The following is an 18,457-nucleotide window of genomic DNA, read 5'->3' as shown; positions in this document are numbered from 1 at the left end:
CGTGACCGACCCCCTGCGGACGCCGGAACGCACCGCGCTGCGCGCGACCGTGCGCGAGTTCATGGCGCGTGACGTGCTGCCCCACCTCGACGAATGGGAGGCCGCAGGCGAACTGCCGCGGTGGCTGCACAAGAAGGCGGGTGAGGCCGGACTGCTCGGCGTCGCCCTGCCGGAGGCCGCCGGCGGGGGCGGTGGGAACTTCCTCGACGCGCTCGTCGTGACCGAGGAGATCCACGACGCGGGAGGTTCCGGCGGGCTCGTGGCGTCACTGTTGACCTGCGGAATCGCGGTGCCGCACATGGCGGCCGTCGGCGATCCGGACCAGCTGGCGAAGTGGGTCGCACCCGCACTCGCCGGCGACAAGGTGTGCTCGCTGGCGATCACCGAGCCCGACGGCGGGTCCGATGTGGCCGGTATCCGCACCACGGCGCGACGGGACGGTGACGAGTACGTCGTCAACGGTGCCAAGACGTTCATCACCTCCGGCTGCCGCGCCGATTTCGTCACCACTGCGGTGCGGACCGGCGACGAGGGCGCCCACGGTCTGTCGCTCATCGTCGTGGAGAAACCTGCGCCGGGACTGACGGTCGGCCGCAAACTCGACAAGATGGGCTGGCGGTGCTCCGACACCGCCGAACTGTTCTACGACGACGTCCGCGTCCCCGCGGCGAATCTGATCGGGCCGGAGAACAGCGGCTTCTTCCAGATTGCCACGCAGTTCGTCAGCGAACGGTTGTCACTGGCGATCCAGGCCTACGCGACGGCCCAGCGCGCACTCGACGTCACCGCCGAGTGGTGCCGCGTGCGGGAGACGTTCGGCCGCCCGCTGATCTCCCGGCAGCTGGTGCAGCACAAGCTCACCGACATGGCGCGGAAGACGGACGTGGCCCGCACCTACACCCGCGAGATCGCGAAACGGCACGCCGCGGGCGAGGACGTGATCGCCGAAGCGTGCTTCGCCAAGAACACCGCCGTCGAGACCGGCGAATGGGTCGTGAGCGAAGCGGTGCAGCTGCACGGCGGACTCGGCTACCTGAGCGAGTCCGAAGTGGAACGCCACTACCGCGACGTCCGCATCCTCGGCATCGGCGGCGGCACCACCGAGGTCCTGACCGGGCTGGCTGCCAAGCGGCTCGGTTACACGAGCTGAGCATGCCGAGGTCCGCGCACGCCCAGCAGCACGACACTCATCCGCACGGGCCCGGTCGCCGGTCCGTCGCACCGCAGGAAGGACAGCACACATGACGGGCTTCACCGAAACCGAGGAGCGGCAGGCGCTGCGGCAGGCCGTCTCGGAGCTGGCGCACAAGTACGGCCACGAGTACTACACGGAGCGGGCGCGCGGCGGCGGGAAGACGACCGAGCTGTGGGACGAGGCGGGCGGCCTCGGCTACCTCGGCGTGGCCGTCCCCGAGGAGTACGGCGGTGGCGGCGGTGGCATCGGCGACCTCGCCGCGGTGTGCGAGGAGTTCTGCGCCGCCGGCACACCGATGCTGCTGATGGTCGTGTCACCGGCGATCTGCGCGACGGTGATCGCCCGCTACGGGACGGACGACCAGCGCGCGCGGTGGCTGCCCGGATTCGCCGACGGCAGCGTGCGCATGGCGTTCGGGATCACCGAACCGGACGCGGGGTCGAACTCGCACCGCATCACGACCACGGCCGCCCGGGACGGCGCGGATTGGATCCTCAACGGCCGCAAGGTGTTCGTGTCCGGGGTGGACGAGGCCGATGCCGTACTGATCGTCGGCAGGACCACGGATGCCAGGACCGGCAAGCTCAAGCCGGCGCTGTTCGTGGTCCCCACCGACACGCCGGGGTTCGAGTACAAGGAGATCCCGATGGATCTCGTCTCGGCGGACAAGCAGTTCGGGCTGTTCCTCGACGACGTGCGTCTGCCCTCGGACGCGCTCGTCGGCTCGGAGGACGCCGCCCTCGCCCAGCTGTTCGCCGGGCTCAACCCGGAACGCATCATGAGTGCGGCGTTCTCCGTCGGCATCGCCCGGTACGCCCTCGACAAGGCCGCGGCGTACGCGAAGGACCGCAATGTGTGGGGCTCGCCGATCGGCTCGCACCAGGGCATCGCGCACCCGCTCGCCGAGGTCAAGATCGAGACCGAGCTGGCCAAACTGATGGGACAGAAAGCCGCGGCACTCTACGACGCCGGTGACGACCACGGCGCGGGAGAGGCGGCCAACATGGCCAAGTACGCGGCCGCCGAGGCCGCAACCCGCACGGTGGACCAGGCCGTTCAGACCCACGGCGGCAACGGTCTGGCCTCCGAGTACGGTCTCGGCACGCTGCTCGGTGCGGTGCGGGTCGGCCGGATCGCACCGGTCAGCAGGGAGATGGTGCTGAACTTCGTCGCCCAGCACAGCCTCGGGCTGCCGAAGTCGTACTGAACCCGCAGCGGTCACACCGGCGGGAGACGAGGAGCGGATGCCGATGAACGCGGCGGCCGAGCCCGGGCGGGTCCCGGCGGACGGCGTCCCGGACGACGGGACGGCCGGCCGCGACACGACCGCGGCCGGCGGGCGCAGGCGGCAGGCTCGCGGCCGCACCACCCGGCGCAAACTCCTCGGCGCGGCCGTGGAATCGCTCGCCGAACGCGGCTGGCACGCCACGACGATGCTCGAGGTCGCCGAGCGCGCAGGGGTGTCACGCGGCGCGGCACAGCACCATTTCCCGACCCGGGAGTCGCTCGTCGTCGCCGCCGTCGAACAGCTGGGGGAGGAGCAGATCACGGAGCTGCGCCTGCGGGCCGACGAGCTGCCGCCGGGGCGGGCGCGGACGCCGGCCGTGGCCGAGATGCTGCTCGACCTCTACACCGGCGTGAAGTTCCGCGCCGCGCTGAACCTGTGGGTGGCGGCCTCGCACGACGCGGGGCTGCGGGAGGTGCTGGTTCCGCTGCAGGCCCGCGTCGGCAGGGAGGCGCACCGCGTCGCCGTGGAGCTGCTGGGCGCGGACGAGTCGCGGCCCGGCGTGCGCGAGGCCGTGCAGGCCACGCTCGACCTGGCCCGCGGTCTCGGGCTGGCGAACCTGCTCACCGACGACGCGCCCCGCCGGGCGCAGGTCGTCCGGCAGTGGGCCCACATGCTCGACGCGGCCCTGTGACCGCTGCCCTGTGACCGCGGCGTGATCGGCAGGATGCGGAGGTTCCCGGCTCGATTCCCGGCGGATCCTGGACGATCGGTGCCGAACGCGTGCCGAAGCTCGGGCCGCCGGCGGTCGGTTCGGGCGCGTTCCCAGCGCTGCCTCCACCCGCTGCCGCGGCCGCCAGCTCATCCTCAGACCAGGTGGTGCCGGAATGCGAACGCCGCGGCCGCGGTCCGGGACCCGACGTCGAGCTTGGCGAAGATGTTCGACAGATGCCGGGCGACCGTCTTCTCCGACAGCACCAGCGCCGCCGCGATCTCGGGATTGCTGTTGCCCACGGCGACGAGCCGCAACACCTCGATCTCCCGCGGACTCAAGCCGCCGGGCGCCCGCGCATCCCCCAGGAGCTCGGCGACGTCGTGCTCGGCCGGTGCGGCACCGAGACTCGCGAACGCCCGCCGGGCCTCGTCGAGATCGGCCACCGCCGAGTCCGCGTCACCGAGGAGGCGCAGCGCTCGTCCGATCAGTACGCGACACCGGGCCACCTCGTACGGCGCGGACAGCCGGGACCAGCCGTCGGCGGCGTTCCGGGCGGCCGCGAGCGCCTTCTCGCCGTCACCGGCAGCGACGGCGACCGATGCGGTCGCGTACTCGCCGGCTGCTCGGAGCGCGGTGCACCCGAAAGCCGATCCGAACCCGCGGAGCTCGTCGGCCAAGGACGCGGCGTCGTCGAGCTCACCCACGGCTGCCAGCACGTCGACGCCGGCCGGCAGTATTTGTGAGCGGTGCACCGGATCCCGCACCTCGGCCAGCACACGGTGGATCGCGGCCGACGCCGCATCGGGCCGGCCGCGAGCCAGCCACAGCAGCGCCCGGCCGGGCTGGGCCGGGTGCCCGTGCCCGGCCGCTTCCGCGTAGGCGGCCTCGGCCGCGTGGTGCTCGCCGCTGATGCGCAGCGCCTCGCCGCACTCGTAATGGGCCTGTCCGACCGCGGGGCTGCCGCCGGCCGCGGCATACCGTCCAGCGGCGTGCTCGAGCTCATCGATCGCGTCCCGGTAGGCGCCGTGCAGCCGCATCAACTGGCCGCGGTGGACCGCACATTGGCCGGTGAACGCGACCAGGCCGGGCTGGCTGTCGCACCAGTTGGCCAGCGCGTGCGTCCACTCGCTCATCCGGCCGAAGTCGGAGATCTGCTGGCAGGCTTCCACCGACGAGCAGTAGATCATCCCGGAGAGGATGGGGGAGACCTCCCCGGCCAGGACCGAGACCATCGCCTCATCGAGGAGGCGCAGCCCGTCGGCGACCCGGCCCGAGAAGATGGTCATCCGGCCCTCGCAGTGCAGACCCGTGGCGGTCAGGTCGGGGTCGCTGAAGCGTCGGCCGTACTCGGTCACGCCCGGCGCGGTGGCGGCGGCCTCCGCGAACTCGCCTTCGGCGACATGCCCGAGCGTGGCCAGGTGCAGCAGATAGCCGCGCTCCACGACATCGCCCTCGACGCCCCCGAGCAGTCGATCACCCCGGGCCAGCCAGCCGCTGCCGATGGTGGCCTCGCCGCCCAGCCACAAGGTCAGCGCCAGCCAGTACGCCGCTCGGACGGCTCCGAGGGTGTCGCCGCCGTCGAGTTCGGCCTGGTAGGCGCGCTGGAACGCCTGGTAGCAGTCGTTGCGGCGGCCCAGCAGGAACGCGGTGACGGCCAGGGCGGCGAAGTCGTCCGCCCGCAAGTGGGTGTCGTCCAGGTCCGCCAGCGCGCGGTACGCAGCCACCCACTCGCGGCGCTCGTAGGCTTCCCGCGCCCGGTGCAGATCGTCGACCAAGCCCATCGCGCACCACCTCGACTCGAGGTTAGTCGTGCGTGGGTGCGGTGCGCAGCCGCGCGGTGGTCAGCAGCTCCGGGCCGATGGCGACGACCCGCGGCGACCAGAGCTCGGCCGTTGGCCCAAGGGATCGTGGTCGGGGTCGGTTCGTGAGTGCGGCAGTCCTCGGCTGCTCCTTCGTGCTGGGCGGACGTTGTCAGGCGGCGACTGCGGCGCCGGCGCCCGTCCGGGCCACGATCCGGTCGGCGAGGTACGCCGCGTCGCGGCCCACTCCGTTGACCTCGCCCGAGGCGAAGCAGTACTGGAAGGCCAGGCCGCAGAAGTAGAAGCCCGGTACCGAGTCGACGACGCCGCGGTATTCCACCGGCCAGCCGTCCTCGATGGGCAGCGGGAGGTCGATCCAGTCGTAGGCCTGCCGGAATCCGGTGGCCCAGACGATGCTCGCGACGTCGAATGTGCGCCCGTTGCCGAGGCACGGCCGTCCGTCCGTGACGCCCACGACGTGCTCGGTGATCCACTCCGCGCCCCGTGCGGCGAGGTGGTGGCGCTTGACACGTAGCTGCGGGACACCGTGGTGGCGAACCTGCCGCATGGTCTTGCGTCCCATCGGTGTACGCCGGGTGAGTACGTGGTGGAAGGCGAACTCGATGGCCGGGAACATCATGCGGAATCGCCGCGAGCCCCACTCGAGCGGAACGTTCCCGCGGACGGGTCCGACCAGGGTGGTGGGACGCGTCTCGGCCAGTTCGTAGGCGATGTCCAGCCCGCTGTGTGAAGCGCCGACGACCAGCGCCGGCCCGTCGGGCAGCTGGGTGGGCCGGCGGTACTCCCCGGAGTGGACCTGCTGGATCCGGGGATCGATCTCGCCGGCGAAAGCCGGGACGTGCGGCGTACGGCCGAAGGTCCCGGTGGCCACGACAACGTTGTCGCAGGTGAGCTCCTCGGCCCCCAGCGTGGCGGTGAACCCGCCGCCCGCGCGCGCGGTCAGCCGGTCGACCCGGGTCCGCATCCGCACCGGGAGGTCGTGCTCGACGGCGTACATCTCCAGGTACGCGGCGAACTCGTCCTTGCTCGGGAACGCCCACTTCTCGCCGGGGAACGGCATGCCGTCCAGGCTGTTGGCATGCGCCGGGGTGAACAGCGTGAGGCTGTCGTAGTGCCGGCGCCAGTTGTCGCCGATCCGGTCGAGTCCGTCGACGATCAGGCAATCGCGGTCGCGCTGCTTCAGGTGGTAGGCGATGGACAGGCCGGCCTGGCCGGCGCCGATGATCAGGGTTTCGATGTGCTGTGTGGTCATGCCGTTGACGCTAGGTACGGCGTGCCGCACAGCCATCGGTCAGCACACCCAACCGCTTGAACGCGCCGATGGGTGGATCCACCCATCGGCGCCGTTGGGTGATCAACACACAACGCACCCCTGGCCCGCCCCGGTTGGCCGCACGGCTCCGGGCAACGTCGTTCGTGCGGGACCCGACCCGAGATCAGCTCTCACACAACGCGGGAGATTCGGGTCTGAGCCCGGCGTCAGCTCTCGTCGGCCGGTGTTCCGATGTCTTCGAACCACAGGGCGGGCCGCTCCCGGATGAACGTCTCCATCATGGCGGTGCAGTCCGCGTCGTCGAGGATCGTGACGGAGACACCCGCCTCGGCGAGCCAGTCGTGGCCGCCCGCGAAGGTGGCGGCCTCGCCGATGACGAGGCGGCCGATGCCGAACTGGCGGACGAGGCCGCTGCAGTACCAGCACGGAGAGAGCGTGGTGACCATGATCGTGTCGCGGTAGTGGGGCCGCCTGCCCGCGTTCCGGAAGGCCGCGGTCTCGGCGTGCATGATCGGGTCGTCGTCCTGGACACGGCGGTTCCGCCCGCGGCCGAGCAGTGTGCCGTCGAGGCCGAACAGCGCGGCGCCGATCGGTACCCCGCCCTCGTCGGCACCGGCTCGGGCCTCGGCCTTCGCCGGGGCGAGCAGGGTGTGCGGGTCGGGCAGGGTGTGCGGGTCGGGCGGGGGAACGGTGGGCGAGGGCATGGGGTCCTCCTCGTGGGTCGGCGTGTTGGTTGTGTCCATTTCGGACGGCGAATCGGGTGCGTTCGGCCGAGGTGGCCGCGCGGCCGATGCGCGCGGGCGGATCGGGTCGCACTCGGCCCTGGTGCATCAGGTGAGCGGTTGCTTAGGATGGGTTCGCGAGGACGGTGCTGTCGCGGAACCCGGAGGTGATCGGTCGTGGCCTTGGCCCGTGCGATCGGCCACCGTGGTCACGACCGCGGAGCGGTCGCCGCGCCGAGCATGCGCAGGGCGAGGTCGCCGTACTGTCGGCCCAGTTCCTCCGGGGTGAGCCGCGTCCGGTCCGTGTACCACCGCGCGACGTCCACACCGAGCGACAACACCGCCCGCGCCGCCGTGTGCGCATCGCCCACGGTGAACAGCCCCTCGGCGCAGCCGTGTTCCACCACGTCGCGCACCAGCCGTTCGATGTCCTTGCGCAGGCCGGCGACGACGTCGAACTGCTGCTCCGGCAGCGCCTCCAGTTCGTACTGCACCACGCGCGCGATCGTGTGCCGCCTCGCGTGCCAGGCGGTGAACCGCACGACGAGGTCGCGCATGGCCGCGGCCGGGTCGCCCGCCTCGTCGACGGCCTGCTGTGACAGGGCCAGCACCTGCTCGTGGCCGCTGCGGCTGATCGCGAACAGTAGCGCGGCCTTCGACGGGAAGTGCACGTACAGCGCCGCGGGGCTCATCCCCGCCGTCGCCGCGATGTCCCGCGTCGTGGTGGCGTGGTACCCGCGCCGGGCGAACGATTCGACACCGGCGAGCATCAGCCGCCGCGCCGCATCGGGCTGCACCTCCGGCCACAGGTCGGCCGGTTGCGGACCGGCCGGCGAGATCCCAGACATGTCAGCAGTGTAAGCGAGCGCTCAGCGCGGATTGGAGTACGACGACATGACGAGCACCGCAGGGCCGGGCGATCTCACCGGCACCGTCGCCCTGGTGACGGGCGCGAGCAGGGGAATCGGCCTCGGGATCGCGCAGGATCTGGTGCGTCGCGGCGCGAAGGTGTGCATCACCGCGCGCAAACCCGATCCGCTGGCCGAGGCGGTCACCCAGCTCGGCGGCGACGACGTCGCACTCGGCGTGGCAGGCAGGGCCGACGACGCCGAACACCGGCAGGAGGCCGTGGACCGGACCATGGAGAAGTTCGGCCGCATCGACTACCTCGCCAACAACACCGGGATCAACCCGCACTTCGGTTCGCTGCTGGACTGTGACGAGCAGGCCGCCGCGAAGATCTTCCAGGTCAACGTCCTCGCGCCGCTGGCATGGACGCGGGCGGTGCGCGACGCGTGGATGGGCGAGCACGGTGGTGCGATCGTCAACGTCGCGTCGGTCGCCGGTATCCGCACCTCGCCGGGCATCGGCATGTACGGCGTGAGCAAGGCCGCGGTGATCCGCGCGACCTCGGAGCTGGCCGAGGAACTGGGCCCGCAGATCCGGGTCAACTGCGTGGCACCCGCGATCGTGAAGACCCAGTTCGCCACCCAGCTCTACGAGGGCAGGGAGGCCGAGATCGCCTCGTCGTATCCGCTGAAGCGGCTGGGCGTGCCCTCGGACATCGCGGGCGCGGTGACGTTCCTGCTGTCCGAACAGGCCGCCTGGCTGACCGGCCAGACGCTCGTGCTGGACGGCGGCGTCACGCTCGGCGGTGGCCTGTGAGCGTCGTACTGGACGGTGCGGGCGTCGTGATCACCGGCGCGGGCCGGGGGATCGGTGCGGCGCTCGCCAGGACGTTCGCCGCCGATGGCGCCCGCCTCGTGCTGGCCGATCGGGACGGTGCGGCCGTCGAGGCCGTCGCCGCGGAGCTCGGCGCCGAGCCCGTCGCGGGCGACGCCGCGAGCGAGGACGGCGTCCGTGCCCTCGTCGCGCGCGCCGGCGAAACGCTCGGTGAGATCGACCTGTACTGCGCGAACGCCGGTATCGCCGAGCACGGCGGCCCCGAGGCCCCTGAAGAGGCGTGGGCCCGCTCCTGGGAGGTCAACGTGATGGCCCACGTGCGGGCGGCCAGGGAGCTGGTGCCGCACTGGCTGGAGCGGGGCAGCGGGCACCTGCTCGTGACGGCCTCGGCCGCGGGGCTGCTCACGAACCTCGGTTCGGCGCCGTACTCGGTCACCAAACACGGTGCGGTCGCCTTCGCCGAATGGCTCGTGGCCACCTACCGGCACCGCGGCATCGGCGCGCAGGTGGTGTGCCCGCAAGGGGTGCGGACGGCGCTGCTGGACGACGCGGGTGCCGCGGGGCAGGCACTGCTCGGCGCCGAAGCCATCGAGCCCGAGGACGTCGCCGCGGCCGTCATGACCGGGCTGCGGGACGGGCGGTTCCTCATCCTGCCGCACCCCGAGGTCGGCGAGTACTACGCGCGACGCGCCACCGACACCGGCCGCTGGCTCGGCGGGATGAACAAGCTGCAGCAGCGGATCGAGGACGCCGTCGGCGGACCGACCTCGTGACCGGGTTCGCGACGCGAGCGCGCCGGCGGGCTGCGTCACCGGTGGTGGCCTTCCGCCGGTGACGCGGGCCGGCGACCGGGTCCGCGGGACGGGGATCGGCCGCCGTTCCCCGTCCCGCGGCCTCCTAGGGTGGGCGCATGACTCAGGAACACGTCGTCGTCGTGACCACCACGGATTCCGAGGAGGCGGCCAGGGGACTGGCGGCCGCGGCCGTCGAGGCGCGACTCGGTGCCTGCGCGCAGATCGTCGGCCCCATCACCAGCGTCTACCGCTGGGAGGGCGCGACCGAGACCGACACCGAGTGGCGGGTCGAGGTCAAGACGGCGGGGGACCGCGCGGAGCGCCTCGTCACGTTGCTGACCGAGCGGCACACCTACGACGTGCCCGAGGTGATCGTCACGCCCGTCGAGGGCGGCCACCCGGCCTACCTGTCCTGGCTGGTCGACGAGACCCGCTGACCACCCGGACGCGCGGGTGGAGACGCCCCACCTCCCGGAGCGCCTCCACCCGCGACCGCGGACGGATCAAGCAGGCAGATCCACGAGATCGCCCAGCACCGCCCGGTGCCTGCCCGGTGCGCCGAAGGCGACCTGGGAGGCCTTGGCCCGCTTGAGGTACAGGTGCGCCGGGTGCTCCCACGTCATGCCGATCCCGCCGTGGAGCTGGATGCACTCCTCGGCCGCGTGGACCGCCGTCTGCGCGCAGTACGACTGGGCCACCGCCACGGCGACGGGTGCATCGGCGTCCCGGCGGGCCAGCGTGTCCGCGGCGTACCGCGCCGCCGCCCGCGCGCCGACGAGTTCGAGCCACAGGTCGGCCAGCCGGTGTTTGAGCGCTTGGAACGAGCCCACCGGCCTGCCGAACTGGTACCGGCCCTTCAGATACTCCACCGTCTCGTCGAGACACCACTGGGCGAGGCCGAGCTGTTCCGACGCGAGCAGTCCGGCGCCGGTGCGCAGGGCGCCGGACACCGCGGCGGGCGCGTGATCCGGTCCCGCCAGCCGGGTCGCAGCGGCACCCTGGAACGTGACGTCCGCGATCGGGCGTGTCAGATCGAACGACACCGGGGCCGAGACGTCGGCGGCCGCCGCGTCGACCGCGTACAGGCCGTGGCCGCCAGGGCCCGTTGCCGGGACGACGAACACGTCCGCGGCCGTGCCGTCGGCGACCGACCTGACGGTGCCGCTCAACGTGCCGTCGGCGGCGGCCGTCACGTCACCGGGGAACGCGGCGTCGGTCATCGTCGACAGTGGCACCGCGAGCGCGCCGGTGGCCTCGCCCGAGGCGAGCCTGCGCAGCAGGTCCGACACCTCCGTCGAGGCCGTGTCACAGGACAGCAGCGCCGACGTGGCGAGCACGGCGCTGCCGAGGAACGGAACCGGCGCCACCGACCGGCCGAGCTCCTCCAGTACGAGCGCCACCTCACGCAGCGACGCGCCCTGACCGCCCAGCTCCTCCGGCACCGCGAGCCCGGCGGCGCCGAGTTCCCCCGCGAGGGTCTGCCACAGTGCCCGGTCGTACGGCTCGTCGCTCTCCGCCCTGGCCAGCAGCGATGCGGGCTCGCAGCGGTCGGTGAGCAGGTCGCGCACGCTCGCGCGCAGGTCGGTCTCGACGTCCGAGTAGAGCAGGTCCGCGTTGGTCATCGGGGCAGGTCCTTCCAGGCGACGTCCTTGTCGGTGCGCGGTTCCGAAGGCAGGCCCAGCACCCGCTCGGCGATGATGTTGCGCAACACCTCGGAGGTGCCGCCCTCGATCGAGTTGCCCTTGCTGCGCAGATACCGGTACCCGGCCTCACGTCCGGTGAAGTCGACGAGTTCCGGCCTGCGCATGGACCAGTCGTCGTAGCGCAGCGCGTCCTCGTCGAGGATCTCCAGTTCGAGCGAGGCCAGTTTCTGCGCCACCGTGGCGAACGCCAGTTTCATACCCGAGCCCTCCGGCCCCGGCTGGCCCACGGCGAGCTGCTGGCGCAGTCTGCTGCCGGCGAGCCGGAACGCCTCCGCCTCGGCCCACAACGCCAGCAGCCGGTCACGCAGTTCCGGGGTGCGCAGCTCGGGACGCTCGCGCCAGGTCTCGGCCACCTTACCGACCATGCCGCCCTCACGTGGCTGGGCGTTGCCGCCGATCGCGACCCGTTCGTTCATCAACGTGGTCTGCGCGACCTGCCAGCCCGCGCCGACCTCACCGAGGCGCTGCGCGTCGGGGATCCGCACGTCGGTCAGGAACACCTCGTTGAACTCGGCCTCGCCGGTGATCTGCCGCAGCGGTCGCACCTCGACACCCGGCTGGGTCATGTCCAGCACGAAGTAGGTCATGCCCCGGTGTTTCGGCACGTCCGGATCGGTGCGCGTGACGAGGATGGCCCACTGCGCGGTGTGCGCACTGGAGGTCCACACCTTCTGCCCGTTGACGATCCAGTCTCCACCGTCCGGCACGGCCCGCGTGGCGAGTGCCGCCAGATCGGAGCCCGCTCCCGGTTCGGAGAACAGCTGGCACCACACCTCCTCGCCGGTCCACAACGGACGGAGTAGGCGCTTCTTCAGCTCCTCGCTGCCGAACTTCAGGATCGTGGGCGCGGCCATGCCGAGTCCGATCCCGATGCGCCGCGGGTTGTTGTCCGGCGCACCGGCGGCGGCGAACTCGGCGTCCACGACGGACTGCAGTTCCCGGGGAGCGTCGAGCCCGCCGAGTCCGACGGGGAAGTGCACCCACGCCAGGCCCGCGTCGAACCGGGCACGCAGGAACTCGAGGCGGTCGGCCGTGGCCGGGTCGTGGGAGGCGAGGACGTCGGCGACGCGGGCGCGCAGCCCGTCGGCGTCCAGGCTCTTCTCGGAGGTCGTCATGACTGGTACCTCTTCAGCTCTCGGCGGGCGAGGGATCGCTTGTGCACTTCGTCGGGGCCGTCGGCCAGCCGCAACGTGCGCGCGGAGGCCCACAGCGACGCCAGCGGGAAGTCCTGGCTCACGCCACCCGCTCCGTGCAGCTGGATCGCCTTGTCCAGAATGGATTCGACGGCCTTCGGCGTGGCGATCTTGATCGCCTGGATCTCCGTGTGGGCGCCCTTGTTGCCCGCGGTGTCCATGAGCCATGCCGTCTTCAGCACGAGCAGCCGCAGCGACTCGATGGTCACGCGGGACTCGGCGATCCACTCCTGCACCACGCCCTGCTTCGCCAGCGGGGAGCCGAACGCCTCCCTGCTCACGGCGCGGGTGCACATCAGCTCGAGTCCCCGCTCGGCCATGCCCAGCAGCCGCATGCAGTGGTGGATCCGGCCCGGGCCCAGGCGGGCCTGGGCGATGGCGAAACCGCCGCCCTCCTCGCCGACGAGGTTCTCGGCCGGAACCCGCACGTCGTCGAACACGACCTCGGCGTGTCCGCCGCCGGAGCTGTCGTCGTAGCCGAACACCTGCATCCCGCGCTTGATGTGCAGTCCCGGCGTGTCACGGGGCACCAGGATCATGCTCTGCTGCCGATGCGGCTCGGCGTCGGGATCGGTCTTGCCCATCACGATGAGGATGCGGCAGTTCGGATTCATCGCCCCGGAGATGAACCACTTCTTGCCGTTGAGGACGTACGTGTCACCGTCCTTCTCGATCCGGGTCCCGATGTTGCGGGCGTCGGACGAGGCGACATCCGGCTCGGTCATGGCGAACGCCGAACGGATCGTCCCGTCCAGCAACGGTTCCAGCCACGTGCGCTGCTGTTCGGCGGAACCGAACATGTGCAGCACCTCCATGTTGCCGGTGTCCGGCGCCGCACAGTTCAGCGCGGCCGGTGCCAGCTCGGGACTGCGGCCGGTGATCTCCGCCAGCGGTGCGTACTGCAGATTGCTCAGCCCGCCGCCGTCCGGGCCGGGGAGGAAGAAGTTCCACAGGCCCCGCTTGCGCGCCTCGGCCTTCAGGTCCTCGACCACCGGCGGGACCGACCACGGATCGCTGCGCTCGGCGAGCTGCTCGTGGAACACCGGCTCGGCCGGGTACACGTGGGAGTCCATGAACTCCCGGAGCCGCCCCGCGAGCGCCTCGGTGGTGCTGTCGACGGCGAAGTCCATCAGTTCCCCTTCAGTGCGGCGTTGCCGAGTGCGACGAGCGGAGCGACGCCCGCTCCGATGCGGTCGAACCCTTCGCCGACCGTCTGCCCGTGGCTGTACCGGTAGTAGATGCCTTCGAGGATCACCGCGAGCTTGAACAGCGCGAACCCGAGATACCAGCCCAGCGCGGACACGTCGCGCCCGGACGCACGGGCGTAGGTGTCGGCGAGTTCGTCGGGCGACGGATGTCCCGGCGCGGCGCCGACGTCGCTGACCGTGTCCAGGTCCAGGGTGTGCAGCTGGGAGTACGCCAGGAGCAGCGCCAGGTCGGTCAGCGGGTCGCCGAGCGTCGACATCTCCCAGTCGAGGACCGCGCTGATGCGGTCTTCGCTGCCGACGAGCACGTTGTCGAGGCGGTAGTCGCCGTGCACGATCGACGGTGCCGGTGAGACGGGAATACGCGCCGCGAGCCGCTCGTGGAGCTCGTCGATGCCCGGCACGTCACGGCTGCGGGACGCGGCCAGCTGCTTCGACCAGCGCCGGAGTTGACGTTCCAGGAATCCGTCCGGTTTGCCGAAATCGCCGAGGCCCACCTCGTGCGGATCGACGGCGTGCAGGTCCACCAGGGTGCCGACCAGCCGGTCGACGATCGCCCTCGTCCGTTCCGTGCCCCGCGGCCGCAGCTGTTCCGCGGTGCGCAGGGGCGAGCCGTCGACGAAGTCCATGACGTAGAACTGCGCACCGAGGACGTCGTCGTCGGTGCACAGCGTGCGGGCACGGGGGACCGGCACGGCGGTCCCGCTGAGCCCGCTGATGACGCGGTACTCCCGTCCCATGTCGTGAGCCGTCGGCAGGACGTGGCCCAGCGGCGGGCGCCGGAGCACCAACCGGTGACTGCCGTCGTCGAGGACGTAGGTGAGATTCGACCGGCCGCCTTCGATCAGCCGTGCCGTCAGCGGACCGGTGACGGCGCCGGGCAACTCCCGGTCCAGATAGGTGCGCAGGCGCGCCAGGTCCACGCCAGGGGGATCTGCGTCGCTCATCGGACCTCCTTGTCGTGAGCGGGGCGGTGTCGGCAGGGCACCCGGGCCTCCGGGCACCCGGGCGCATCACGGCACCAGGACGGTGACCGTCTCGGCGATGCAGGCCGGTTTCGCTTCGCCGTCGATCTCCAGGGTCCACCGCACGACGGCCTGTGTGCCCTGGCTGGCGGGGCTGGTCTCGGCGAGCTCGGCGCTCGCGCGGATCCGCTGGCCGACCTTGACCGGTTGCGGGAAACGCACCTTGTTGAGGCCGTAGTTGATGCCCATGCGCAGCCCGTCGACCCGGTAGATGTCCTTGGCGAGCCGGGGGATGAGCGAGAGCGTGAGGAACCCGTGGGCGATCGGGCCGCCGAACGGTCCCGCCGCGGCGCGCTCGGGATCGACGTGGATCCACTGGTGGTCGAGCGTCGCGTCGGCGAACAGGTCGACCTGTTCCTGCGTGACGGTGTGCCACGCACTGTGCCCCAGGTGCTCACCGACGGCGGCGACGAAGCTGTCCAGGTCGTCGAAGACCCGGGCGGGTTCCGGCTCGGGGGACTCGGCTGTGCTCACGCCTTCGGCCCTCCCGCGACGTAGATGACCTGGCCGGACACGAACCCGGCGCCGTCGCTGACGAGGAACGACACGGTGTGGGCGATGTCCTCGGGCTCACCGACCCGGCGCACCGGGATCTCCTTCGCCGCCGCGTCCTTGAAGTCCTCGAAGCCCATGCCGAGCCGCTCGGCCGTCGCCGCGGTCATGTCCGTCGCGATGAAGCCGGGTGCGATCGCGTTGGCTGTGACGCCGAACTTGCCGAGCTCGACGGCGAGCGTCTTGGTGAAGCCCTGCAGCCCGGCCTTCGCCGTCGAGTAGTTCGCCTGGCCACGGTTGCCGAGTGCCGAGGTGCTCGACAGGCTCACGATCCTGCCCCAGCCCTGGTCGGTCATGTGCTTCTGCACCGCGCGCGACATCAGGAACGCACCGCGCAGGTGCACGCCCATGACCGAGTCCCAGTCGGACTCGGACATCTTGAACAGCAGGTTGTCCCGCGTGATGCCGGCGTTGTTCACCAGCACGGTCGGCGGCCCCAGCGCGTCGGCCACCTCGGCGACGACCCGGTCCACCTCCTCGGCGTCGCTGATGTCCGCGGCCAGGCCGACCGCTGTGCCGCCCGCGGCGGTGATCGCGTCCGCGCCCGCCTTGGCGCCTGCCTCGTCGAGATCGATCAGGCCGACCGCGAAGCCGTCCTCGGCGAGCCGCCGGGCGACCGCGGCTCCGATCCCGCGGCCGGCGCCGGTCACGACGGCGACACGGGACGGTGACTCCGGAACAGGTTTGTCCACCGACACGAAGGTCCTCCTCATCGAGTAAGCGTGCGCTTAGGAAGCTACCAGCCGGAAGGTCCGCGCGGGAGACCGATGGCGACGGAACCGGCAGGCGGCGTGGTGGCGCCCGGCACGGGCACCGGACGCGATCCGTGTCGCCGGGGCACGGTCCGGGGCAGACTCCGGACTCCGCGTCCGGGCACCGTGCCCGGGCTCCGGCTCTCACTCCGGGCTCTCACTCCGGGCTCTCGCTCCGGGTGCGGCTCGGTAATCAGGCCACGGCGGGTCGGTTCACGGCGGGGGTCAGCTCACGACCTGGGCGAGTACCGCACGGAAGGCGCGGACATCCACAGTGGACGGATCTTCCGCCAGCCACGTCCCGGCGTCGCGGACGAACTGCTGCGGGGTCAGGACCGCGACGTCGGTGCCTGCGGCGCCGAGACACCCTGCCGGGCCCACGGTGATCGTGCCTGCGCGGCTGGGATACAGCACCAGCGCGCCGCGGATCTCGATACCGGGAAGCAGACCTTCGAACGCGTCGAGTGCCTCGGCGAGCCGGCTGCCGCCGCCACCGAACCGGCGTCCGTTGCGGTGGAGCACGTCGTCCTCGCCGACGGTGTAGTGCCCGGGCAGCCAGCGTTTCGACTCGACGAGCAGCAGCCGCCTGCCGCACAGGACGGCGTGGTCGACGTCGGCGAACACCGAGCCCGGCCAGGCCAGGCCGTGGAAGATGCGCGCGCCGGGCAGCCGGGTCAGATACCGGTCGAGCAGGTCGGCCGTTCGGCGTTCGGCGATCTGGTCGTCGTCGGCCCCGGGACTGCCGAACACGACCTCGCGCACCTCGGCCCTGGCGGTCCGCAGCGCCGTGTGCCTCCGGTGGAGGTGCACCGCGACGCAGGCGATCGCCGCCACCGTCGCAGCGACGCCCGCGGCGACCACCGGAGCGGGTGCTCCGGCGAGGACGAGCAGCAGTGTGACCGCGCAGGTCACGGCCGGGGCGAGGGCCGGAACCGCGTGCCCGGGCGCACGACCCGGTGACACCTGGGTACGCGGTTCCGCGGCAGCGGCGTCCCACCACGGGATGGCCTCGGGGTCGAGCCGCACCCTCGGCGGCCGGAACGACGGGTCGTCGCCGAAGGCGCGGGTCCGTGGCCTGCGCGGCGGCACCGGATCGGGATCCGCCGTGGCGAGCGGGCCTTCGGGTGCGGCAGGTTCCCCGTCGTCGGTGCCGCCGGGAGCGTCCGTGCCGTCGTAGGCCGCGCGGAGTGCGGGGTCGGTGAGGGTGTCGTAGGCCTCGCGCAGTAGTGCGAACCGGCGGGCATCACCGCCGGCGTCGGGATGCCAGTTTCGCGCCCGGGCGCGAAACGCGGACTTGATCTGCGACGACGTGGCGTCGTCGGGGACGCCGAGCAGATCGTAGAAGTCGACCTCGCCGCCGGCCGGGTCGTCCGCCACGGCGTCCGGCCGCGGGTCACGCCGGTCGTCGTCGCGCACGCTGCTCCTCCTCCGTGGGCTTGTCGGGTGCCGTCCCGTCGCGCGGCTGAGGGCACCGTCGGCGCCATACTGTAGGCCGTCCGATGCGGTGCGTGACGCGATCCCCGGCGGCCGCGGCTCGCGGGCGAGCTCCGGGGAACGGGCCGTCCCGGGCAACGAGGCCGTTCGGGACGTGGGCCGCAGTAGCCTGGCCGCATGGACGAGACCGGGGACGCGGGCGGGGACCCGGTCGTGGTGCTGGACGGCGGCCTGGCCACGGAACTCGAAGCGCGCGGGCACGATCTGTCGGGTTCGCTGTGGTCGGCGAGCATGCTGGCCGACGCTCCAGAGGAGGTCGTCGCAGCCCACGAGGCGTTCTTCCGGGCCGGAGCGACCGTGGCGATCACGGCGAGCTACCAGGCGAGCGTGCCGGGTTTCGCCGCGCACGGTCTGTCCGAGAGCGAGACGCGGCGGCTCCTGCGGCGCAGCGTCGACCTCGCCCGGCAGGCCTCCGATCGTGCGGGCGGAGGACGGGTCGCGGCCTCGGTCGGCCCCTACGGCGCCTACCTGGCCGACGGGTCGGAGTACCGCGGCCGGTACGGGCTCACGACGCGCGAGCTGACGGCGTTCCACCGGCCCCGGGTGGCGACTCTCGCCGAGGCGGGTCCGGATCTGATCGCGTTGGAGACCGTGCCGGACGTCGACGAGGCCGTCGCACTGCTGACCGCGCTCGACGCGGTGGACGTACCGGCATGGCTGTCGTACACCGTGGCCGGCGGCCGCACCCGGGCCGGACAGTCGCTCGAGGAGGCGTTCGCGGTCGCCGCGGGCGACGACCGCGTGGTAGGCGTGGGGGTGAACTGCTGCGCGCCCGACGAGGTGGTCCATGCCGTCGAAGTGGCGCGTGCGATCACCGGGAAACCCGTCGTGGCGTATCCGAACAGTGGTCACGGCTGGGATGCGAGCGCGCGTCAATGGACCGGGCGAGCGACCTTTTCCCCCGAGCAGGTGAGGCACTGGATTCGTGCCGGGGCGCGATTCGTGGGTGGATGTTGCAGGGTGTGCCCTGCGGAGATCGCGGAAATTGCGAGAATCGTCCGAGAATACGAAACCTCACCCGATCGGGGTCATTAGTCGATCTCGAAAGGCGCTACGTCGATGCGCGTGTGAGCCTCATTTTCCGGGTAGTCCGCAACCACCCGGAA

The 18,457-nt window shown here is 71.9% G+C and carries 18 protein-coding genes; 7 read left to right on the top strand and 11 right to left on the bottom strand.

Features of this window, described 5'->3' with window-relative positions:
* The first annotated feature begins 1 nt into the window (after position 1).
* The 3 genes from LY12_RS08595 to LY12_RS08585 all read left to right on the top strand — a co-directional run bounded on the left by LY12_RS08595 (position 2) and on the right by LY12_RS08585 (position 3,114).
* Positions 2-1,150 carry an acyl-CoA dehydrogenase family protein gene (locus LY12_RS08595; protein ID WP_253854628.1) on the top strand — a complete coding sequence of 383 codons (1,149 nt, stop codon included), beginning with the start codon at positions 2-4 and terminating at the stop codon, positions 1,148-1,150.
* 91 nt (positions 1,151-1,241) lie between these two features.
* Positions 1,242-2,402: an acyl-CoA dehydrogenase family protein gene (locus tag LY12_RS08590; RefSeq protein WP_253854626.1), complete on the top strand. Its 1,161-nt coding sequence runs from the start codon at positions 1,242-1,244 to the stop codon at positions 2,400-2,402.
* A 43-nt stretch (positions 2,403-2,445) separates the two neighbouring features.
* Positions 2,446-3,114 carry a TetR/AcrR family transcriptional regulator gene (locus LY12_RS08585; RefSeq protein ID WP_253854624.1) on the top strand — a complete coding sequence of 223 codons (669 nt, stop codon included), beginning with the start codon at positions 2,446-2,448 and terminating at the stop codon, positions 3,112-3,114.
* 173 nt (positions 3,115-3,287) lie between these two features.
* Here the strand turns inward: LY12_RS08585 and LY12_RS08580 are convergent, their stop codons facing one another.
* From LY12_RS08580 to LY12_RS08565, 4 genes are all read right to left on the bottom strand, one after another.
* A complete protein-coding gene (locus LY12_RS08580) occupies positions 3,288-4,916 on the bottom strand; it encodes a response regulator transcription factor (RefSeq protein ID WP_253854622.1) in 1,629 nt (542 codons plus the stop codon).
* A gap of 190 nt (positions 4,917-5,106) precedes the next feature.
* Entirely contained in the window at positions 5,107-6,207 is a 1,101-nt protein-coding gene (locus LY12_RS08575; protein WP_253854620.1) for a flavin-containing monooxygenase, read from the bottom strand.
* A 227-nt stretch (positions 6,208-6,434) separates the two neighbouring features.
* A complete protein-coding gene (locus LY12_RS08570) occupies positions 6,435-6,932 on the bottom strand; it encodes a nucleoside deaminase (protein ID WP_253854618.1) in 498 nt (165 codons plus the stop codon).
* A gap of 227 nt (positions 6,933-7,159) precedes the next feature.
* On the bottom strand, positions 7,160-7,798 hold the full coding sequence (locus LY12_RS08565) for a TetR/AcrR family transcriptional regulator (protein WP_253854615.1): 639 nt from the start codon (positions 7,796-7,798) through the stop codon (positions 7,160-7,162).
* Positions 7,799-7,844: 46 nt separating this feature from the next.
* Here LY12_RS08565 and LY12_RS08560 point away from each other — a divergent pair, with 46 nt between their 5' ends.
* The 3 genes from LY12_RS08560 (at position 7,845) to cutA (ending at position 9,864) form a co-directional block, all read left to right on the top strand.
* Positions 7,845-8,615, top strand: coding sequence for an SDR family oxidoreductase (locus tag LY12_RS08560; RefSeq protein ID WP_253854614.1), 771 nt, complete (start codon positions 7,845-7,847; stop codon positions 8,613-8,615).
* Entirely contained in the window at positions 8,612-9,406 is a 795-nt protein-coding gene (locus tag LY12_RS08555; protein ID WP_253854612.1) for an SDR family oxidoreductase, read from the top strand. Before LY12_RS08560 ends, LY12_RS08555 begins: the two co-directional genes overlap by 4 nt.
* A gap of 137 nt (positions 9,407-9,543) precedes the next feature.
* Positions 9,544-9,864, top strand: coding sequence for a divalent-cation tolerance protein CutA (gene cutA, locus LY12_RS08550; protein WP_253854609.1), 321 nt, complete (start codon positions 9,544-9,546; stop codon positions 9,862-9,864).
* A gap of 66 nt (positions 9,865-9,930) precedes the next feature.
* Here cutA and LY12_RS08545 read toward each other — a convergent pair whose 3' ends face one another.
* The 7 genes from LY12_RS08545 to LY12_RS08515 form a co-directional block, all read right to left on the bottom strand.
* On the bottom strand, positions 9,931-11,049 hold the full coding sequence (locus LY12_RS08545) for an acyl-CoA dehydrogenase family protein (RefSeq protein WP_253854607.1): 1,119 nt from the start codon (positions 11,047-11,049) through the stop codon (positions 9,931-9,933).
* Positions 11,046-12,245: an acyl-CoA dehydrogenase family protein gene (locus LY12_RS08540; protein WP_253854605.1), complete on the bottom strand. Its 1,200-nt coding sequence runs from the start codon at positions 12,243-12,245 to the stop codon at positions 11,046-11,048. The genes LY12_RS08545 and LY12_RS08540 overlap by 4 nt, the downstream gene beginning before the upstream one ends.
* On the bottom strand, positions 12,242-13,453 hold the full coding sequence (locus LY12_RS08535) for an acyl-CoA dehydrogenase family protein (RefSeq protein ID WP_253854603.1): 1,212 nt from the start codon (positions 13,451-13,453) through the stop codon (positions 12,242-12,244). Before LY12_RS08535 ends, LY12_RS08540 begins: the two co-directional genes overlap by 4 nt.
* Positions 13,453-14,475 carry a phosphotransferase family protein gene (locus tag LY12_RS08530; protein WP_253854601.1) on the bottom strand — a complete coding sequence of 341 codons (1,023 nt, stop codon included), beginning with the start codon at positions 14,473-14,475 and terminating at the stop codon, positions 13,453-13,455. The genes LY12_RS08535 and LY12_RS08530 overlap by 1 nt, the downstream gene beginning before the upstream one ends.
* A 66-nt stretch (positions 14,476-14,541) precedes the next feature.
* A complete protein-coding gene (locus tag LY12_RS08525; protein ID WP_308292086.1) occupies positions 14,542-15,027 on the bottom strand; it encodes a MaoC family dehydratase in 486 nt (161 codons plus the stop codon).
* Complete coding sequence (gene fabG / locus LY12_RS08520) at positions 15,024-15,818, bottom strand: 3-oxoacyl-ACP reductase FabG (protein WP_253854599.1); 795 nt, start codon at positions 15,816-15,818, stop codon at positions 15,024-15,026. Before fabG ends, LY12_RS08525 begins: the two co-directional genes overlap by 4 nt.
* 264 nt (positions 15,819-16,082) lie before the next feature.
* A complete protein-coding gene (locus LY12_RS08515; protein ID WP_308292085.1) occupies positions 16,083-17,273 on the bottom strand; it encodes a DnaJ domain-containing protein in 1,191 nt (396 codons plus the stop codon).
* 195 nt (positions 17,274-17,468) lie between these two features.
* On the opposite strand from LY12_RS08515, the gene mmuM reads away from it, so the two are divergent.
* Positions 17,469-18,386 (top strand): homocysteine S-methyltransferase, encoded by a 918-nt coding sequence (mmuM, locus tag LY12_RS08510; protein ID WP_253854597.1) that lies wholly within the window; start codon positions 17,469-17,471, stop codon positions 18,384-18,386.
* Positions 18,387-18,457 lie beyond the last annotated feature (71 nt).

The organism is Prauserella alba (assembly GCF_024171735.1).
Taxonomy (GTDB): domain Bacteria; phylum Actinomycetota; class Actinomycetes; order Mycobacteriales; family Pseudonocardiaceae; genus Prauserella; species Prauserella alba.
The sequence above is the reverse complement of the archived record's forward strand: the minus strand, read 5'-3'. Positions and strand labels throughout refer to the sequence as shown.